12 protein-coding genes are annotated in these 18,078 nt (G+C 41.0%); 2 read left to right on the top strand and 10 right to left on the bottom strand.

Going from position 1 to position 18,078, the window contains the following annotated elements; genetic code table 11:
• Positions 1-30: 30 nt before the first annotated feature.
• Complete coding sequence (locus EXA13_RS07345; RefSeq protein WP_238132591.1) at positions 31-729, bottom strand: family 16 glycosylhydrolase; 699 nt, start codon at positions 727-729, stop codon at positions 31-33.
• Positions 730-1,183: 454 nt separating this feature from the next.
• Here EXA13_RS07345 and EXA13_RS07340 point away from each other — a divergent pair, with 454 nt between their 5' ends.
• The gene (locus tag EXA13_RS07340; protein ID WP_238132590.1) at positions 1,184-3,514 is read left to right on the top strand and encodes a glycoside hydrolase family 9 protein; all 2,331 of its coding nucleotides are present in this window, start codon (positions 1,184-1,186) and stop codon (positions 3,512-3,514) included.
• 58 nt (positions 3,515-3,572) lie between these two features.
• On the opposite strand, the gene EXA13_RS07335 is transcribed toward EXA13_RS07340, so the two are convergent.
• Positions 3,573-4,592, bottom strand: a complete 1,020-nt coding sequence (locus EXA13_RS07335) for a LacI family DNA-binding transcriptional regulator (protein WP_238132677.1) — start codon at positions 4,590-4,592, stop codon at positions 3,573-3,575.
• Between the two features lie 112 nt (positions 4,593-4,704).
• A complete protein-coding gene (locus EXA13_RS07330) occupies positions 4,705-7,785 on the bottom strand; it encodes a GH116 family glycosyl hydrolase (RefSeq protein WP_238132589.1) in 3,081 nt (1,026 codons plus the stop codon).
• 67 nt (positions 7,786-7,852) lie between these two features.
• On the opposite strand from EXA13_RS07330, the gene EXA13_RS07325 reads away from it, so the two are divergent.
• Complete coding sequence (locus EXA13_RS07325; protein WP_238132588.1) at positions 7,853-8,797, top strand: aldose 1-epimerase; 945 nt, start codon at positions 7,853-7,855, stop codon at positions 8,795-8,797.
• Positions 8,798-8,832: 35 nt separating this feature from the next.
• Here EXA13_RS07325 and EXA13_RS07320 read toward each other — a convergent pair whose 3' ends face one another.
• From EXA13_RS07320 to EXA13_RS07290, 7 genes are all read right to left on the bottom strand, one after another.
• Positions 8,833-11,250: a GH36-type glycosyl hydrolase domain-containing protein gene (locus EXA13_RS07320; RefSeq protein WP_238132587.1), complete on the bottom strand. Its 2,418-nt coding sequence runs from the start codon at positions 11,248-11,250 to the stop codon at positions 8,833-8,835.
• Between the two features lie 79 nt (positions 11,251-11,329).
• Positions 11,330-12,421, bottom strand: coding sequence for an ABC transporter ATP-binding protein (locus EXA13_RS07315; protein ID WP_238132586.1), 1,092 nt, complete (start codon positions 12,419-12,421; stop codon positions 11,330-11,332).
• Entirely contained in the window at positions 12,421-13,770 is a 1,350-nt protein-coding gene (locus EXA13_RS07310; protein WP_238132585.1) for a GH1 family beta-glucosidase, read from the bottom strand. The genes EXA13_RS07315 and EXA13_RS07310 overlap by 1 nt, the downstream gene beginning before the upstream one ends.
• A 20-nt stretch (positions 13,771-13,790) precedes the next feature.
• On the bottom strand, positions 13,791-14,687 hold the full coding sequence (locus EXA13_RS07305) for a carbohydrate ABC transporter permease (RefSeq protein ID WP_238132584.1): 897 nt from the start codon (positions 14,685-14,687) through the stop codon (positions 13,791-13,793).
• Position 14,688: 1 nt separating this feature from the next.
• The gene (locus tag EXA13_RS07300) at positions 14,689-15,675 is read right to left on the bottom strand and encodes a carbohydrate ABC transporter permease (RefSeq protein ID WP_238132583.1); all 987 of its coding nucleotides are present in this window, start codon (positions 15,673-15,675) and stop codon (positions 14,689-14,691) included.
• A 58-nt stretch (positions 15,676-15,733) separates the two neighbouring features.
• Positions 15,734-16,978: an extracellular solute-binding protein gene (locus tag EXA13_RS07295; protein WP_238132676.1), complete on the bottom strand. Its 1,245-nt coding sequence runs from the start codon at positions 16,976-16,978 to the stop codon at positions 15,734-15,736.
• A gap of 17 nt (positions 16,979-16,995) precedes the next feature.
• Positions 16,996-18,003: a LacI family DNA-binding transcriptional regulator gene (locus EXA13_RS07290; protein ID WP_238132582.1), complete on the bottom strand. Its 1,008-nt coding sequence runs from the start codon at positions 18,001-18,003 to the stop codon at positions 16,996-16,998.
• Between the last annotated feature and the right edge of the window lie 75 nt (positions 18,004-18,078).

Raw genomic sequence — 18,078 nt, 5'->3', positions numbered from 1 at the left:
CTCTCATTTTCTAATAAAACATTAACAATACTATTCATAAGGAATAAACCGAACCATTCGATATTTAGCATAAGCAGGATGGCCATTATAATTACTTGGTGGAAAGTGAGGATTAGCGCTTATCCAATTATTAATAAATAACTGCATATAACTAACCACATTTTTATTGACTCGTCTTACCTGTACCCAACGATTATGGTATCGACTAAATACTTCCCATGTCACACCATATTCATCGATTGAAAATGCATATTTCTCCATACTCCAAATCGACATTCCATATTGACCTAAATCGATATCTAGCGGAAACTGCTGGCCTTTTATCCATATATTCGTATGTAATAAATTCGTTCCACCCAGCAATTCAATATCAACTTCATAATGGCTGTCTGAACTGGCCTCTCCTGTATAAGTAAAAAATGAGCTAATGGTTCCAGGCACTGCCGCAGCCTGCATTTCAACCTCATAGCGTCCTTGTCGAACGTATTGATGAGATCGAATTTCAGAACAACTCTTACCATAAACCTCTGATTTAGCATGCATAATTAATAAGTTAGCTTCTTGCCAAACATTTTGAGATTGCCATGAACAATCAAATTCATTACCTTCGTTTTTCCATCCATCAGAAACAAGCCAGTTCATTCCACTCCAATCCAAAGCAAAACTGGAAGAAACAAACAAAATATTGAGTAATGTGGCATAAAAACTGAACCGAAGAGTAGTGACCATTCTTAACCTCTTATCCTGAATAATGTATACCCTGCGTATACGTTGAACGTTCTCAATAACAAAGTATGAACATCAAAATCTCTTTGTTTCCCCATTGGCTTCATGAATAAACTTTAATGACATTTATAAAATTTTGTCTATATCCATACCTAGAAAGCATTTTTTAATTAATTGCAAAAAAATGAAAAAAAGAATTCAATCACACTTCCATAATCACCATGAAATAATTTCTTGGAATCAACATTCATTTAAAAAATCAATTTCATGCCAATAATATAAATAGTAATCACCTTCACATTTTATAAAATACCGCTTGCATTACGAATCAACATATCGTTTTATCAAAATGTTCTATTCATACAATTTCAAATAAATTCGCAACCTTTCATTTTCAGGGAGCGACAATCATTACAAAAAAAATCTATCTATATATTTGTAAATTCAAGAGGTTAAAATGAATAAAAAACGGTTAAGCATTGTTGCTATTTTTAGTTGTGGTTTTATTGGACTCAGTGGTTGTACAGGAAACTCGGTAACGCCTAGTCATGCCAATAAATATCAAGAAAATTTACTCACCAATGGCAACTTTTCACAAGGAACAGACGGATGGTGGGCAGCCGGAGCTACAGTACAGTATACGGATGAAATGGGTTGTATAACCTTTACCGAAAAGGGTAACAATTCATGGGATGTGATCCTCGGACAATCGGGCCTTGCAGTAAAAAAAGGGGAAGACTACCATCTACAATTTCATGCGCTTGCACACCAGCCAACAAACGTCAAAACTCTCGTTCAGCATAATGGAGCGCCTTACACAAACCATTTGATCAAGGATATTTCTCTTAATCAAGAACTTAAACCATTTCAGTTTTCATTTAAGCCTTCAAATAATGATGATAACGTTCAATTACAGTTTCAAATGGGAACCGAAGCTCCAACAACGGTATGTGTAAAAGATATTATTTTATCCGGCCCTGAATATATAAAAGATGCCAATCTCGCAACCATCCGGGTTAATCAAGTCGGCTACTTTATCAATGCCACGAAACATGCAACAGTAGCGACCCAAGCAGTATCGCCTGTAGGTTGGAAGCTATTCGATACCAACCAGAACATAGTGGCTGAAGGTCAAACTATTCCATTTGGTTTGAATAAATCATCCGGTGAGAATGTCCAACTCATTGATTTTAGCCATGTCAAAACACCAATGACGAAAGCCACTCTGGAAGTAGAAGGCAATCGAAGTCATCCATTTGCGATTAATGATACTATTTATAGCAAAATGAAATATGACGCTCTTTCTTTCTTCTATCAGCAACGAAGTGGCATTGATATTCTTCCTGAATATGTGCAAAGAGCCGACCTAGCCCGACCCGCGGGGCATCAACCAGAAATAGTTACCTGCTTTAATCAAACTGATGCGAAAGGGAATTCATGGCCTGGGTGCGAGCTCACTTTAGATGTGACTGGTGGCTGGTATGACGCGGGAGATCATGGAAAATATGTTGTCAATGGTGGGATCTCCGTATGGACACTTACCAACTATTACGAAAGAGAGAAGCAAGCAAACTCAAATCGTTCAAGTGCATTTGCGGATGGCAAAGTAGCCATCCCAGAAAATAAAAATCAATTCAATGATTTACTTGATGAAGCTCGTTGGATGATGGACTTTTTGATGGCCATGCAAGTCCCTGAAAATAACCATATTTGGGTACCTGAGGGGGATCAATCCAATCAATTAGATAACTTAAATCTGACTCAAATTGATGCAAGTGGAATGGCTTTCCATAAAGTTGCAGATGATGCTTGGACAGGAATGCCTTTACCTCCGCACAAAGACCCTCGTGATCGATTTTTAAGCTACCCAACAACCGCCGCAACACTGAACTTAGCAGCAACGGCCGCTCAATGTGCAAGGGTTTGGAAGGAATTGGACCCCAGTTATGCTCAGCGTTGTTTAACCTCTGCAGAAAAAGCATGGAAAGCCGCGAATCAACATAACAATATTTATGCATATGATAACTTTGTCGGATCCGGCCCATATGATGATACCGAGCTGGATGATGAGTTTTACTGGGCAGCCGCTGAATTATTTACCACGACAGGAAAAGAAGAATACAAGCAAGTGATTCAAGCTTCACCTTACTATTTAGCAACACCGAAAGGCGATATTAATGCGACAGGAGATGTGTACTGGCAAGGTGTGAGCGGAGCTGGAACATTAACGCTTGCTATTGTTCCCAATAAGTTACCAGCCAAAGAGATAGAAAAAGCACGAGCCAATATTATTCAAACTGCGGATAACTATTATCAGTCTATAGCAAACGAAGGTTATCGCATTCCCTACACAACAGAAGAATACCCATGGGGTTCAAATTCCAATTTAATGAATCGCAGTATCTTCTTAGGCGTTGCTTATGATTTCACAAAGAACCCTAAATATGTACAAGGTATCATTGATGCTATGGACTATATTTTAGGACGTAACCCCCTCGATCAATCTTATGTTTCTGGTTATGGAAGCCGTCCACTACTTAACCCTCATCACCGTTTCTGGGCACATCCCGTTGATAGTGAGTCGCCATTGGTGGCTCCCGGTGTGATGTCAGGAGGCCCGAACTCTATCAACTTCAGTGACCCAGTTGCCTCATCAATGAAAGGAAAATGCATTGGACAAACTTGCTGGAAAGATGATATTGGAGCATGGACACTCAATGAAATTACCATCAACTGGAACGCTCCCTTCTTTTGGGCTGTTAGCTTCTTAGATGAAACCGTTCAATAGTTAAATAACATTAAGTAAAACAAGCCGAAAATAGAATCTATTTTCGGCTTTATTATCATTATCGATAACGAGATTTTGTGGATTCTCTCGCAATTAAACTAATAGGAGGAAGCCGAACCATTTCGACTTCTCCGCATAGCAATTTTAAAATACATTGAGCACTAATGGCCCCTATTTCATCAAGAGGCTGCCGTAATGTAGTCAATGACGGAGTAAAATAAGTAGATGTAGGGAGATCATCAAAACCAATTACCGAAATATCTTCAGGTACTTTATACCCATGGTCATGTAATGCTTTTATTGCGCCATAGGCAGTGAGATCATTTGCCGCAAATATGGCCGAAAAATAGACTTGAGATTGAATGAGCTCTACCGTTCTCTCATAACCCGTCTTGATACTAAAGTCACCTTCTAATACAAGTTTTTTCTTGAATACGATCCCCGCTTCAGAAAGGGCTTTTTGATAACCATGAAAACGAGAAATAGCATCCTCATGATTTGGCAACCCTTTTAAATGCGCAATATTTACATGCCCTAACTGAATTAAGTGTAATGTTGCAAGATACCCGCCCATAGTATTATCCAGTGCGATTGATTGTATATTATCACCAACAATATTATACCCAACAGCAACAATCGGTATTTTCTCTGCACATTTAAAAATCAGTTTTTTATCCACATTCCCCGAAATAATAATGATGGCATCCACATCGCTCTTGAGCAAATAGTCCAAAGAATAGGATACTAATCTTGCTTGCCAGCTATTAACCGACATTAATAAAGAATAACCATGCTCAGCGAGCACCTTTTCCATATCAATTAAGATACTACTGGTATAGGGGCTATCAGGGTTTTGAACCAGAACACCAATCGTCATTGAACGTGTTTTGGCTAATTTATCAACATAAACTTGTGGTTTATATCCTAGTGAGCGGATAGCATCCTCTATCTTTTCCGTTTTATCATGGGAGACATAGGACGTTCGGTTAAAATAGCGAGAAACCGTACTGGGGGAAACATTGGCAAGCTTAGCCACTTCGTAAGCGGTAGGCGCTTTATTTTTATTCGTTTTATCCATATAACGACCTAATGCATTAATCACGTTGATATCGATTAATTCTTCTAGCATAACACTGTGAATTAGTGAAGAAAAAAGGGCTGATAAAAATCAACCTCTTATGCTATTAAAATTAACAATAAAGATAAGAAAAAATCATTCCTGGCCTAAAATAGCGCCCTGCAGTGTACTTCATACTATTTTGGATTAACCACTGATATAGCTTTTCAATCAAAAGGTTATCTAACTCATCATTAATAAAATTACTGATAAATACTTTTTTAGTAAAACGTAGATCTGGATTAACACGTCCATCTTCTCTCAGGGCATTGGCCGCTTTTAACGCATGTAAACATGTTTTTGCCGCCTCATCATTTAGTGATAACAGAGCCTGTAAATCACGTTCTGTTACTTGGGCAGAGCCATTAAATCCTTCCGGAGCAGCAAAAGGAATTTTGGCAGAATGATAAAGCGTGTCATAGACCGTATTGAGTAAGCGCTCAGCTTGCTGTTGTTTACCTGCCAATTTTAAAGCACTCGCAACACTAAATTGCACGCCACCCCAAACATCTTGTGCCTGAAAAGCATCATGGGGAGCCCCATCGGCCAGCGTCATATTGGCAACCCCAAGATGTGGGCTATTGTTTAAGAAATTGATTTGATAGATAAAGTCTAACGTTCTACTGACTCGCTCAGCAGAAAATAGCCCCTTTAACCCCATAAGTTTTAAGTAAGTATCCGCCACTAAAGCATCACCAAAACTATTATCAGAATCGAGTACCATCACCTGATATTCACGGCTAAAAGCTAATGGTGCGGTTGCTAATAAGCGCTGTTTCTTTTCCAATCTCTGCTCGAATTTTGACAAGGTACTTTTTTCATCGATAACATTGAGATAGTCATTCAATAACTGCTTATCAGCGACTTTCTCTCCCGACAAAGAAAGCCCTAACTGCTTTAATGGTTGAAAATCCGTTCCCGTGAGATGGTTAGCTTGAATCGGTGTCGCATAAAAATGGTAGTACCCTTGCTGCTCATCCCAAAGATGTTTCTCTAAGGTAGTTAAAGCTGCTCTTGCTCGCTGTTGATATTCAGTAGATAGGGCATTTTCTCCCATGATATCAGCTAACTGTCCAGCAACTTGGAGAGCGGCAACCCATAAACTCGCACAATAAATGGCAATGCCATGAGAGGCGAGATTATCAAACGTATCATCGGTTCCATGAACTAAAGGCAAAGTATCCCCTTCTTCAATCAAAGAGGATAAATAATGGAGGCTTTCTTTCACCGCAGACCAGCAAACCTCAACAACATGTTTATTGCCTGTGTGTTGATAATGTCGGTAAACCATTAAAACAAATTTAGGCGCAAGATCTTTCCACTCTTTGACATTGTGCCAATTATACGCATCTGGATTAATATCAAAGGGGCTCCCTAAGTCATGGATCACGGCACCATACACGGCTCGAACTCCCGCATATTTTTTATCCATCAGGTCTGCAAAAGGCTTATCCGCATATTCCCAATAACGCCGAGGGGTATTGTCGGAAGACAAAATCGCCTGAGAAAAAGCTTGCATCACCTGCCCATCAAGCTCAGGCAATAGGTAAAGAATGGCAAATGACCCATAAAAATAGACATCTAAAGAGTTGAAGAAAGGGTAATCCACACACTCTTTGACTAAAAAACGATCGTCTCGATCCCAAACCGTCGATTCAGCAAGAAAAGAGAGAGTATTCATCGCCATCGTAGCAAAGTGCTGGGCACATGATTTGTCACTAAACTGCTGATTCGCTGAATCTAAAAAATCGACTTGCTGCTGAGTTATTTTATCTTCAATCATTTCAAGTTGAGGCAGGATCGATTCTACTATGCTGGTCGCTCGATGAGCCTCAGCAAAAAACTGGCTATAGGCTTTTTCTGACCACCAATCATCCAGCCAGATTTTACTGTGATCCATCACTTGTAAAAAACGTAAGTCTAGTGATTCTCCGGGTTGTAATTCAATTTGAACTACCACCAAAGAAGTTAAAGGCTCTCGCCCACTATAAGTGCCTGCATCAAAATGAGTATTGGTTCGCCCCGTATTTAAGGCCGAAAGTAGCTCTTGCTCTAGTTTCTCTTTATACAAAGAAGGTTTAACCGTGATGGTGGCTCTACCGGCTTGTAAGTCTTCTTTTTTCACAACAATGCCATACAACACCTCCCCTTCAATATCAGAAGAATAAGGCGAATCACTCCGTAAGCTCACCCCCACAAACTGAGCATCATTACTCTTTATTTGTTTTAGATTGTGTTGCTGCTTTATCGTATTGCGCACTAAGGAACAAGCGGAATCCTGAACGCCTTGACGATGCTTTTGATACGTCGAGCCAATCAGGTTTTCGAAAGGCTGGGCTAAGGTGATTAACTGAGTTTTCGTAGAGCGATTTTCAAATGCAAACTGGTTCCAATGCAAAGGCAAAGAACACAGTTTTTTATCTCCTTTAACAATAGGAGAAACGACTTTTCGCTCAACTCGTATCTCATCAAAATGTTGATAGTCATACAGTGCTGTTGGGTATAAGGCTTGGTAGTGAATCTCTTCGGCGCTCAAGGCCTCAATGGCTCCCAATGATTGAGTCGTTAGTGATGAAGCCTTTGCTGAATTATTGATAAGCCGCCCACTAAAGAAATCGATGGCGACCCACAGTTGAGTGTTAAGAGAGCGAGGGTTCTCATGAATCAATCGTTGTGTTTTCTCAGTAAATTCTATATTCCAGCGTTCAAATTCAGCTTGATTGTCAATATAGAAGTTCAAATTCTTCAATCCTGACTTAATTCTTTCTAGTGTTTTTTCTTCATCATCAATACGTAATCTAACACCATCAAATGTGACAGGATAAAAACTAAGAAACCGCTCTAATTCGATTAGGTTATGAATACTAAGATGCTCAAGCTCTAACTCATCCATAACCGAGATATAAAAATCGTTAAAATTAATATCTTGTTCTGAGCAGTCAATATAAATACCAGGAATAAAGCTAAAATTGGGAGTTTCCCCTTTTGGAGTTAGCGTAAATGTAGAACCGATCCCCCCGACGGCCATACCTGTATTATTAGGCGTTGTTGATATAGGGGTATACCAAGGTTGAATGAATTCAGCCGCTTCTCCTTGGCTACACAGTTCACTGGCTAAACCATAATAACTTGTATAGGGAATTTTATTTATCATAATCAAAATCCAATATTGAATAATTAATTTCACTTGTTACTATCTAGAAAAAATGGAGATACTAACAATGTTTAAAATTAAAAAAGGAAAATTTGGATTGTTTGACAACATCATAATAACCAATCCAATTTATGGTATAGAACTGCATATAATTAATGGGTTTGGCGCAATAGTGAATAAATTCACAGTAAATCATAGTCCATTCTCATTTATATCTGGTTATCAAAATAGTGATGAATTACTTAATTTTCATCCCTATTATTCACGCAGTGCTAAACTCTTTCCTTTTCCCAATCGCCTCAATCAAGGCCACTATCATTACGCGGGGGTTCATTATCAATTACCCGCTAACTTCCCTTGGTCTGAACATGCCGTGCATGGGTTACTCTACAATCAACCCTTTACACTGATACATTCAAATGCCACACAGCAAGATGCTGAAATCACACTTCGTTTCACTACCCCTTGTCTGCACCCGGGATATCCCTTTGCCTTTCAGTTAGATATAAGGTTCCATATCACGGCCAATGGTTTATTAAGCTGCACAACGACTATTAAAAACCAAGGGCAATCATCCTTACCTTTTGGTGATGCTTGGCATCCTTACTTTTCATTGGGTGTTTCTCTGGCTCAGTGCACTCTAACCATGCCAGCGTGCAATGAGGTAAAGCATGTTAACGATCTTCCCAATGGAGAGTTTCAACCTTACTGCCAATTTGCTCATGGGGCGTCTCTCAAGAATGTCGCTTTAAATCACTGTTTTTCATTCGATAGCCATCAACCGATTCCATTAACTTTCCATCGAAACGATCACTCTGCCGTACTGCTTTATCAACAAGATCCTCGCTATCCTTATCTTCAGCTCTATACACCAAATAGCGAAGCCTCTATTGCGATTGAACCCATGACATGCCCTGCTGATGCCTTTAATAATCAACTCGGGTTATTAGAGCTTGCGCCACATCAGCAACAAACATTTCATTGGCAATGCCAAGCCATATACCGAGCTTGATTTGGGCGTCGTAAGGGCACCTTCGTGCCCTTTTATTATTCTCCTAATGTAATCTCGATATGATGTTCGCCATCAGTAAATACGGGAGCTTTATTTCCTTTGATCACCACCCCGTTGACGCGCATCTCAAATACCCCTTTACTCACGCGATTAGGGTTCACCACCTGAATGCAATACTGGGCACCACGAAATTGGCGGCGAACATTAAATTGAGGCCAATCACAGGGAATACACGGATCGATCACTAAGCCATCAATCTCAGGGCGAATCCCCAGTATCCATTGAGTGCCAGCGACGTATGTCCATGAAGACGTTCCTGATAACCATGCATTACGCCCAAGCCCAAATTGTGGATGTTCATCGCCCAATATATTTTGGGGGTAGCAATAAGGCTCTGATTCAAAAATATCTATTTGATCGTTTTTCGAAGCTGGATTTATTTGCCGATAATACTCATAGGCGCGATCTCCATTTCCCATTTTGGCTTCAGCGATCATGACCCATGGGTTCGCATGCAAGAAAATCCCCCCATTCTCTTTTGCTCCCGGTGGATAGGTAGAAACACCACCAAGGTCGGGATCAAAGCCTTTATAACCCGGTGTTGACAGCTTAATACCGTTCGCCGTATTTAATTTTGTATAGACAGAATTAAGCGCTTGTGTTGCCCGCTCTGGCGTAGCAAACCCTGAAATAACTGGCCAGCTTTGAGCATTCGTGTAGATCTGCCCTTGCTGATTACTATGAGAGCCAATAGGTGCGCCTTCTTCATCAAAATAGCGGATAAACCACGCACCATCCCAACCATATTGATTGACAAGACTCTGCATTTTTTCATATTGAGCCTGATAGTGTTGCGCGAGTGAAACCTCGCCACGAAGTTGACAAAGGTCGAACATGTCTAATAAGGCTTTACCATACATATTCGCGACCATTAATGATTCGGCCCCGGTAGGTAAGTTCACCGTATCGTTCCAATCGGCAAACCCCAACAAAGGGAGACCATGCTGCCCGGTATGGGTTTCAGTAAACAAAATGGCGCGGCATAAATGTTCCCATACGATCCCCGCTTCAATAGGATTGCCTTGTTTATCTTTCTGATAATAAGGAATGACTTTGTTCAAGAAATCCGCATTACCGGTTTCTTTTACATACTGGGTGACAGCGTAGATGATCCACAGGTGGTCATCACCATAATAATCGGGTCGATCTTCTTCCTCACGAGAGTCCCCCCCATTCGCCTCCATTGTGGAAGGAAAAAATTGGTGCATAGCAGAGCCATCGATATTTTGAACCGACAATAAGCGCTCAATAAACTCACGAGCTTCTTCTGGCATATGGGCTATCACACCGAGAATGTCTTGTGATGAGTCACGAAATCCAATGCCACGCGCCCCATACCCCAACTGATAGAGAGATAAATAGCGCGACCAGTTTTTGGTGGTATGACACTGACGAGGATTATGCACATTCAGCATGGAGTTCATCGCAGGATCGGGGGTTTCAACTTGAAGTGTCGATAAATACTCCTCCCAGAATATCGCAAGCTCTGCAAATGCCTTGTCGACCTCAGTATGGTTCCGATACTTGGCCAAGATAGGCTGCGCAGCCTCAAGACTTTCCATCTGTGTCAATTGCACAACCGTACGCTCAGTTTGTTGTGGTTCCATCCATCCTAAACGAAGGTTTAAAGCGCCGATATTATCACCACGTAAACATTCACTGTTCGTTAATTCAAGGTGATTCAAAGCTTCAGGAGCAGACCAACTCCCATATCCTCGATGACCAAGAAATGCCTGACGATCGCCATCAAATGAAGTGGCAGGGCGATCAGCCGTTAATAAATTCACCGCATAATCTCGCTTCATAAAAGCGTATTGCTCCAAAACCGTATGCCCACTTTCTTGCTGGTGAGCTTGTAAGATCATGGTCTGGGGAACCCAATCAGCATTGACCAATTGCTTTAATGCATCAAAATGGGTGAATTCAAAAACAGGCACTACATCAATATGTAATTCTTCCCCTGAGATATTGGTCACTTTAATATCTTGGAGCAAAACCGGATCATGTTTGGGTACAAAAAAGGTGCTTTCACATCGAATACCATAAGCCTCAGCAACGATAGTGGTATAAGACAGCCCTGTATGGTTTTCAAACTTATCCAACGATTTCAATGTCGGCGTATAAAATGGAGAGAAAACAGTGACCTTCCCTTCTTGAGTCCGTACTTTTAAATATAGGGTCGAGCCTTTAAAGTCAGAGTTTGGCAGTTGGGCGATATATTTGGTGATGCGATTAAGTGCGGGATCCCCCTTACACAACAACACTCCCCCATTACTATCGACCAAGCCACCAAAATTTAGCGTACCCACATAATTACACCATTTAATGGGTGTACATGGTGTAGTGGCTATATATTCTTTATTTTTATCGTCAAAATATCCAAATTTCATCATCACTATCCCTAGCTTCTTCCCGGAAGAAGAAGCCAAATGTTATTTAATCCATCGATATGATTGATCTAAATGAGTGTCACTAACTGGCTAAAGAGTTTTCACTTAATGCATCAAATAAATGAATCGCATCCAGATCTAAATAAAGTGTCAACGCATCCACCGTTACTTCTGCTGCCTGTGTTTCCACCATCAGAGGCTGACCTGCAATTTCTGTTTTCAGAAGAATACTCGCTCCCAATAATTCTTTATCTTTAATGTTTACCGGGAAAGGCAATACACGTTCATGGTCAATATGTTCTGCTCTCAAATGAATATCCGTTGGACGAATGCCTAAATGCAGCGCCAAATTTTTTGAAGCATGCGCTTTAAATCGCTCAGGAAGTGGAATATGAATATTGCCAAACTCAATATAAAATTCATTATCTTGATTAATGAGTTTGGCATCCAACATATTCATTGATGGGCTACCTATAAATTGGGCAACAAATTTATTGGCAGGTCTCTGAAATACATCTGTTGGCGTCCCAACTTGAGCAACATAACCATCTTTAAGGATCACGATTCGATCAGCCAATGTCATGGCTTCAATTTGATCATGAGTGACGTAAATCGTGGTGGTTTTTAATTCACGGTGAAGATGCTTAATTTCTTCACGCATTACACCACGCAGTTTGGCATCTAGGTTAGAAAGTGGTTCATCAAATAAAAAGACTTTTGGCGTCCGGACCATGGCTCGCCCCATTGCCACCCTTTGTCGCTGACCACCAGATAACTCTTTCGGTTTTCTATCCAGTAAAGGTTCCAACTCCAGCATTTTAGCTGCTCTGCGAACTTCAACATCAATATCCGTTTTTGCCATGCCTTTAAGTTTTAAAGCAAAAGCGATATTTTCATAGACGCTCATATGAGGATAAAGTGCATAACTTTGAAATACCATGGCTAAATCTCTGTCTTTCGCATCCACTTTATTGATTAACTTATCCCCGACATAAATATCACCAGAGGTAATCGTTTCAAGCCCGGCGAGCATACGTAATGTTGTCGATTTTCCGCAACCAGAAGGGCCAAGAAAGACCACAAATTCACCATCATTCACGGTAAAATTAAAGTGCTTAACGACATCAACCTTACCAAAGGATTTTTTAATATTTCTAAATTCAACTTTAGCCATTACTTATTCTCCTCTGCGCGCTCTAATAGCATATTCTGATAAGCAATAGCGCTATTTTTCAGTGTCCGTTCTTGTGTTTGATAGTCGACATAAACCATGCCAAAGCGTTGGCAATAGCCAAAAGCCCATTCAAAGTTATCCATTAAACTCCAAGCAAAATAGCCATCAACTCGAACTCCTGCTTCTATTGCCTTATCCACCGCATTGAGATGTGCTTGAAAATAACGAACACGTTGCTCATCATTTACTTTCCCATCAATACACTTATCATCATTCGCCGCACCATTTTCCGTAATATAAATAGGAGGCAAATTGTTATAACGCGCCTTTAAACGTACCAGAAGATCGGTTAAACCTTGCGGGTAAATTTCCCACCCAATATAAGTATGTTCATTCTCTGATTGTTTCACTGTTTCGATATCACCACTCTCGTTATAACGAACGACGTTACGTGTATAGTAATTAATACCGATATAGTCGACAGGTGCTGAAATAATGTCGAGATCGCCCTCCAAGATCATGGGCATATTGGTCTGTTGTCGCTCAACAACTAATGAGGGATATTTCCCTTTTAATACGGGATCAATAAACCAATGGTAATTTTCTGCATCGGAATAATTGGCCGCACCTTGGTCTTTCTCACGATGAGGGTAAGCCGGTGAAGCATTAAAAACGATGCCATGTTTTGATTTTGGTGCATTCTTACGCAAAATTGGCATAGCCAGACCATGGCCAAGCATCAAATGATGCGAAGCCAAAAAGCCTTCACGTTCACCTTTTATTCCTGGGGCATGAACGCCCCAACGATAGCCGAGAAAAGCCGCGACAAAAGGTTCATTCAGCGTGGTATAAACCTCTATTTTATTACCAAAATAACGGCTCACAATATCCGCATAATGGGCAAATTTATAGGCAGTTTCACGGTTAAGCCACCCTCCTTTATCTTCTAAATATTGAGGAAGATCCCAATGATAAAGGGTAACGTACACTTTCATACCACGAGCATGGCACTCATCAATAATCTGCTCATAGAAGTTTAATCCTTGCTGATTCACCACTCCATCCTCCGGCAGAATACGGGGCCAGGCGATAGATAAGCGATAAGCATCTACACCTAAATCACTAATCATTTTAATATCTTGCTTCCAAAGATGGTAATGATCACACGCAATATCACCATTATCGCCTTTATCAACGTTACCCGGTTTTTGGCAAAACGTATCCCAGATCGATGGTGTTCGCCCCCCTTCTGTAACGCCTCCTTCAATTTGATAAGAGGAAGTGGCAACACCGAATACAAATTCTCTGCTGCGTAATTGAGAAGTCTTAGGAAGTTCATATTTATTCATTATCATAACCTTTAAAAAATCTAACCTTTTACTGCACCAGAGGTGAGACCACTGATCATCTGTTTCGAAGCAAACAAGTAAGTCACCACTAAAGGTAAAATTGAAATTGTAGTACCCAGCATTACGGCGCCCCACGGGGTATTAGGGATCCCTTGTACACTGCGAAGTGCTTGAGTTATCACATAGTTTTCGGGCGTGGTTAATACCACCAATGGCTGCATAAACATGTTCCAAAAGAAAACAAATTGTACGATAGCCAAGGTAGCCAAAGCAGGTTTCATCAAGGGCAATACCACACTCCAGTATGTTCTTAGCTGACCAGCTCCATCTAACTTGGCCGCCTCTAAAAGCTCTTTAGGAATGGAAGCCACCACATGTTGACGCATAAGAAAGATGCCAAAAGGCGTTGTAGTAAAGGGAAGCCAGACAGCAATATGGTTATCCAGTAAACCGATAAACTTAATAATCATAAAGTAAGGAATTAAGCTCAATACAGGAGGAATCATCATTGACCCAACCAACATTCCAAACAGTATCTTTTTCCCTTTAAATTGAAATACGCCAAAAGCGTACCCTCCCATACTACAAAACAGCAGTGAGATGGTTGTCCCTAGAAAAGCCACATAAATGGAATTAAACATGGCTTGCCAAAACGGCATGATCTCTTTTAATTTCGCGTAGTTGATGGCCAAGCTATCCCCTATCGCAAAGCTGATCCCTGTCCCAAAGATTTCCGTACGATCACGCGTTGACAATAATGCTGACCAAAGAAATGGAAAGACAGTTACAATGGCTGAAACAATGAGGATCACGGCTAAAATAACCATCAATACTTTCGTGAAAACTTCCACCGTTCGATCGCTTGGTTTTAACGCATTCAAAGGCCATGCTTTCGTCTTTATAGAATTCACCGACATCTTATTGCTCCCCTAAACCTTTCTTACCAAAGAAGAAGAATTGAACCATGGTACATGCCGCTATCAGGGCAAAGAGAAGCCAAGAAATCGCCGAAGCCGTTCCCATTTCTAACCACTCCCAACCCACTTTGTAGAGATACATAGAAATCGTTAAGCCAGATTGCCCCGTTCCACCGGTACCCCGAGTCAGTACAAAGGGTTCTTCGAATAACTGTAAGTTACCAATAATCGTCATCGTGACAGCGAAGAAAACAAAAGGGCGAATCATCGGGAGTGATACATTCCAGAAACGGCGAAGAGCATTTGCACCATCCATACGTGCCGCTTCTAAAATGTCTTTAGGAATGGTCATTAACCCCGTGGTATATAACACGATGTTAAAACCCGTATATTTCCAAAACACCATAATAGCGATAGAAGGTTTTACCAATGTCGCATCATCGAGCCATCGGATCGGTTGAAAGTCATTTACCCACGAAAATGCCCACCCCAATAAAGAACTATCCGCTAGTGCGATTAATGTTTGGTTAATAATCCCCGAATTGGGTGAGTACATATTGAAAAAGATCAGCGATGCAGCCACTGTTGAAGTGATGTAGGGTAAAAAATAAGCTGAGGTTAACCAATGACGTAAACGATCGCCCATAGAAACAAGAATATAAGCAACAGGAATCGCGATTAAGTGCTGAGCCACGCCAGAAGTAATGGCTAACCAAAAAGTATTTTTTAGTGAGCGCCAAAGCCATGGGTCGGTTAACGCAATGTGGTAGTTTTCAAACCCCACATAATTCATCGCTTCCAACCCTTCCACCGGATTCCATGAATGAAAAGAGAGATAGACTGAAAACAGTAAAGGAAAAATTCCAAAAATAGAAAAAATACACAAAAACGGCAGTAGAAAACCATACGGTGTAAGCGCTTTCAAATTAAATTGAAAAAAACGATTATCCACTAATTTTCCCATGCTATTACTTGCTAAAAACTTCATAATAACGACCTCTTAAGCAGGGAAGCCGATTGAATAAGCCTCCCTGAACCATCTATTTTTAAAGATTACGTGTACGACGCTTAATTAAACGTTCGGCTTCTTTAAGTGCTGTTTTAATATCCTTACCTTCATCAAGGACTTCCATCAGTGCATTTTCAAGAACGATAGACCGGGCCACGTGATCCCCTTTTGCAGGCTGTACTGGCTTAATATTTTTTGCGACATCAGCAAAAACAAGCCGAGCTTTTTGTCCACCAAGAAATGCCACTTCTTCTTCGAATAGGGCGTCATCATAGGTCGTTGTATTCGCAGGGAAGGCCGCTATCGTTTCAAAGTGTTTTAATTGAACTTCACGATCGGTTGTCATGTATTCGATCAATTTCCACGCTTCATCTTGGTGATCAGACTGAGTAGGAATCGAGAGAAAAGAGCCACCCCAACTGCCGTAGATACCATCTGGCAAATGTGATACGGCCCATTTACCGGCCGTATCTGGCGCAATCCAGTTATTTAAATGACCAAGCAACCAAGCGCCAGATAACTGAGTCGCAAAAGTGGCATTACGAAAACCTTCATACCATTCGTTAGACCAAGCAAGAATTCGACCATCCAGCCCTTTATCACGTATTTCTTTAGCCACTTCAAACGCATGAACAAAACGTTCTGAAGTCACCACCGGGTTGCCAGCTTTATCAAAATAAAGCCCTTCACCCTCAGGAACCGTTGTAAAAATAATCGCTTGAGCAACATCTGCCGCCGATGGAATTAACTGAATATTTAACGCTTTCAACTTCTCGCCTGCGGCAATATAAGAGTCCCAGCTTTTAATCACTTCATTAATATCGATTCCGGCTTGTTTAAAAACATCCGTTCGGTAATACATAACTCCGGGCCCTAAATCCACCGGAATACCGTACATATCACCATCTGCACCTTTACCTTGAGCCCATGCATAAGGGGCAAAACGTTCTTCATATTTATCGGCTCCATATTGTTTAGATAAATTGACAAGGCCACCAGAAGCAACGAAAGGTCCAATTTTTTCTACATCTACAACAATCACATCTCCAGCCCCAGAACCTGTAGCGAGGTTAGTGGTTAACTTTGTATGATGATCACCATGATTATTCATTAAGTAATCCACCTTTATTCCGGTCTTCTTTTCAAAATCCGGTAATAATACTTTTAGGCTACTGTCAAAATCAGGGAACCCGTCAAAACGAATGGATTGATTTGCCGCCGTCGCGGTTGCAGCAAGCCCTAAGGCAACGGCACTGGATAGCACGAGAGTCTTAAGTTTCATCATTTATCCTTAAATATTTATAGAGTTTTAAGTAAGTCCTTGACGGAATTTCTCACCACTAAAGCGGGTGAAAGTTTAAAATTCACATCACATTTATTTTTATTAAGTTTTTGAATGGTTAACTGCACAGCTTCTGTACTCATTTCTTCAATAGGAAAATTAACCGTGGTTAATCCTGGTGTGAGGTAACGAGTAAACAGAATATTGTCAAAGCCAACTAAAGAAATATCCTCAGGAACTGAAAATCCTTCTCTTTTCAGTACTTCAAAGGCGCCAAATGCCATGTGATCGTTTGAAGCAAACACCGCCGTAAACTTTCCCCCTCGTTTAAGCAGTTTTTTCATGGCACTGACGCCCGTTTCTTCAGTAAAGCCCGCTTCTGAGACTAATGCCTCGCTATATTCCAGCTCAGCCTCTTCTAAAGCTCGTCGATAACCTTGTAACCGCCCCCGCGCATCGGACTTATCAAGAGGCCCAGTAATACAAGCAATGTGCGTATGCCCCATTTGTAATAGATATTGAGTGGCCAACTTCCCTCCCGCCTCATTATCAATATCAATACAGCTGGTGAGCATCTCTGGAATAACCCGATTAATCAGAACAACCGGAATGCCCTGCTCCTCTAACGCAATTAAATAGTCATCACAAAGCTGCTGAGTATGAAGGATCAACGCATCCACTCGGCGTCCTAATAAAAATTCTACCGATTCACGTTGACCTTGTTCGGTATTTGAACCAGCGGTAACAACAGCGTGATAGCCCAAACGACGCAGGTGCCCTTCAATACTGTGTAAAATGCCTGAAAAAAACGGCCCCCCCAGTTCAGGAACAACAATGCCCACACTGCCTGTACGGCTAGACGCTAATGCCTGAGCGATTGAATTGGGGCGATAACCCAATTCTTTAATGGCTTTTTCAACCTTCAATTTCCTATCATGACTAACACGGGTTGTTCCATTCACCACTCTTGAGACCGTCGCTTGGGATACCCCTGCGAGCTCTGCTACATGCTTAATTGTGACCAAAAGAACCTCATACTTGAAATCGCTTACAAGGTAAGTATTCAAGATCCACGATCAATCGAGTGTGAGGTTCATCAC

Origin of the sequence: Vibrio cincinnatiensis (genome assembly GCF_022113815.1) — a bacterium.
Classification (GTDB): Bacteria; Pseudomonadota; Gammaproteobacteria; order Enterobacterales; family Vibrionaceae; genus Vibrio; species Vibrio cincinnatiensis_A.
The sequence above is the reverse complement of the archived record's forward strand: the minus strand, read 5'-3'. Positions and strand labels throughout refer to the sequence as shown.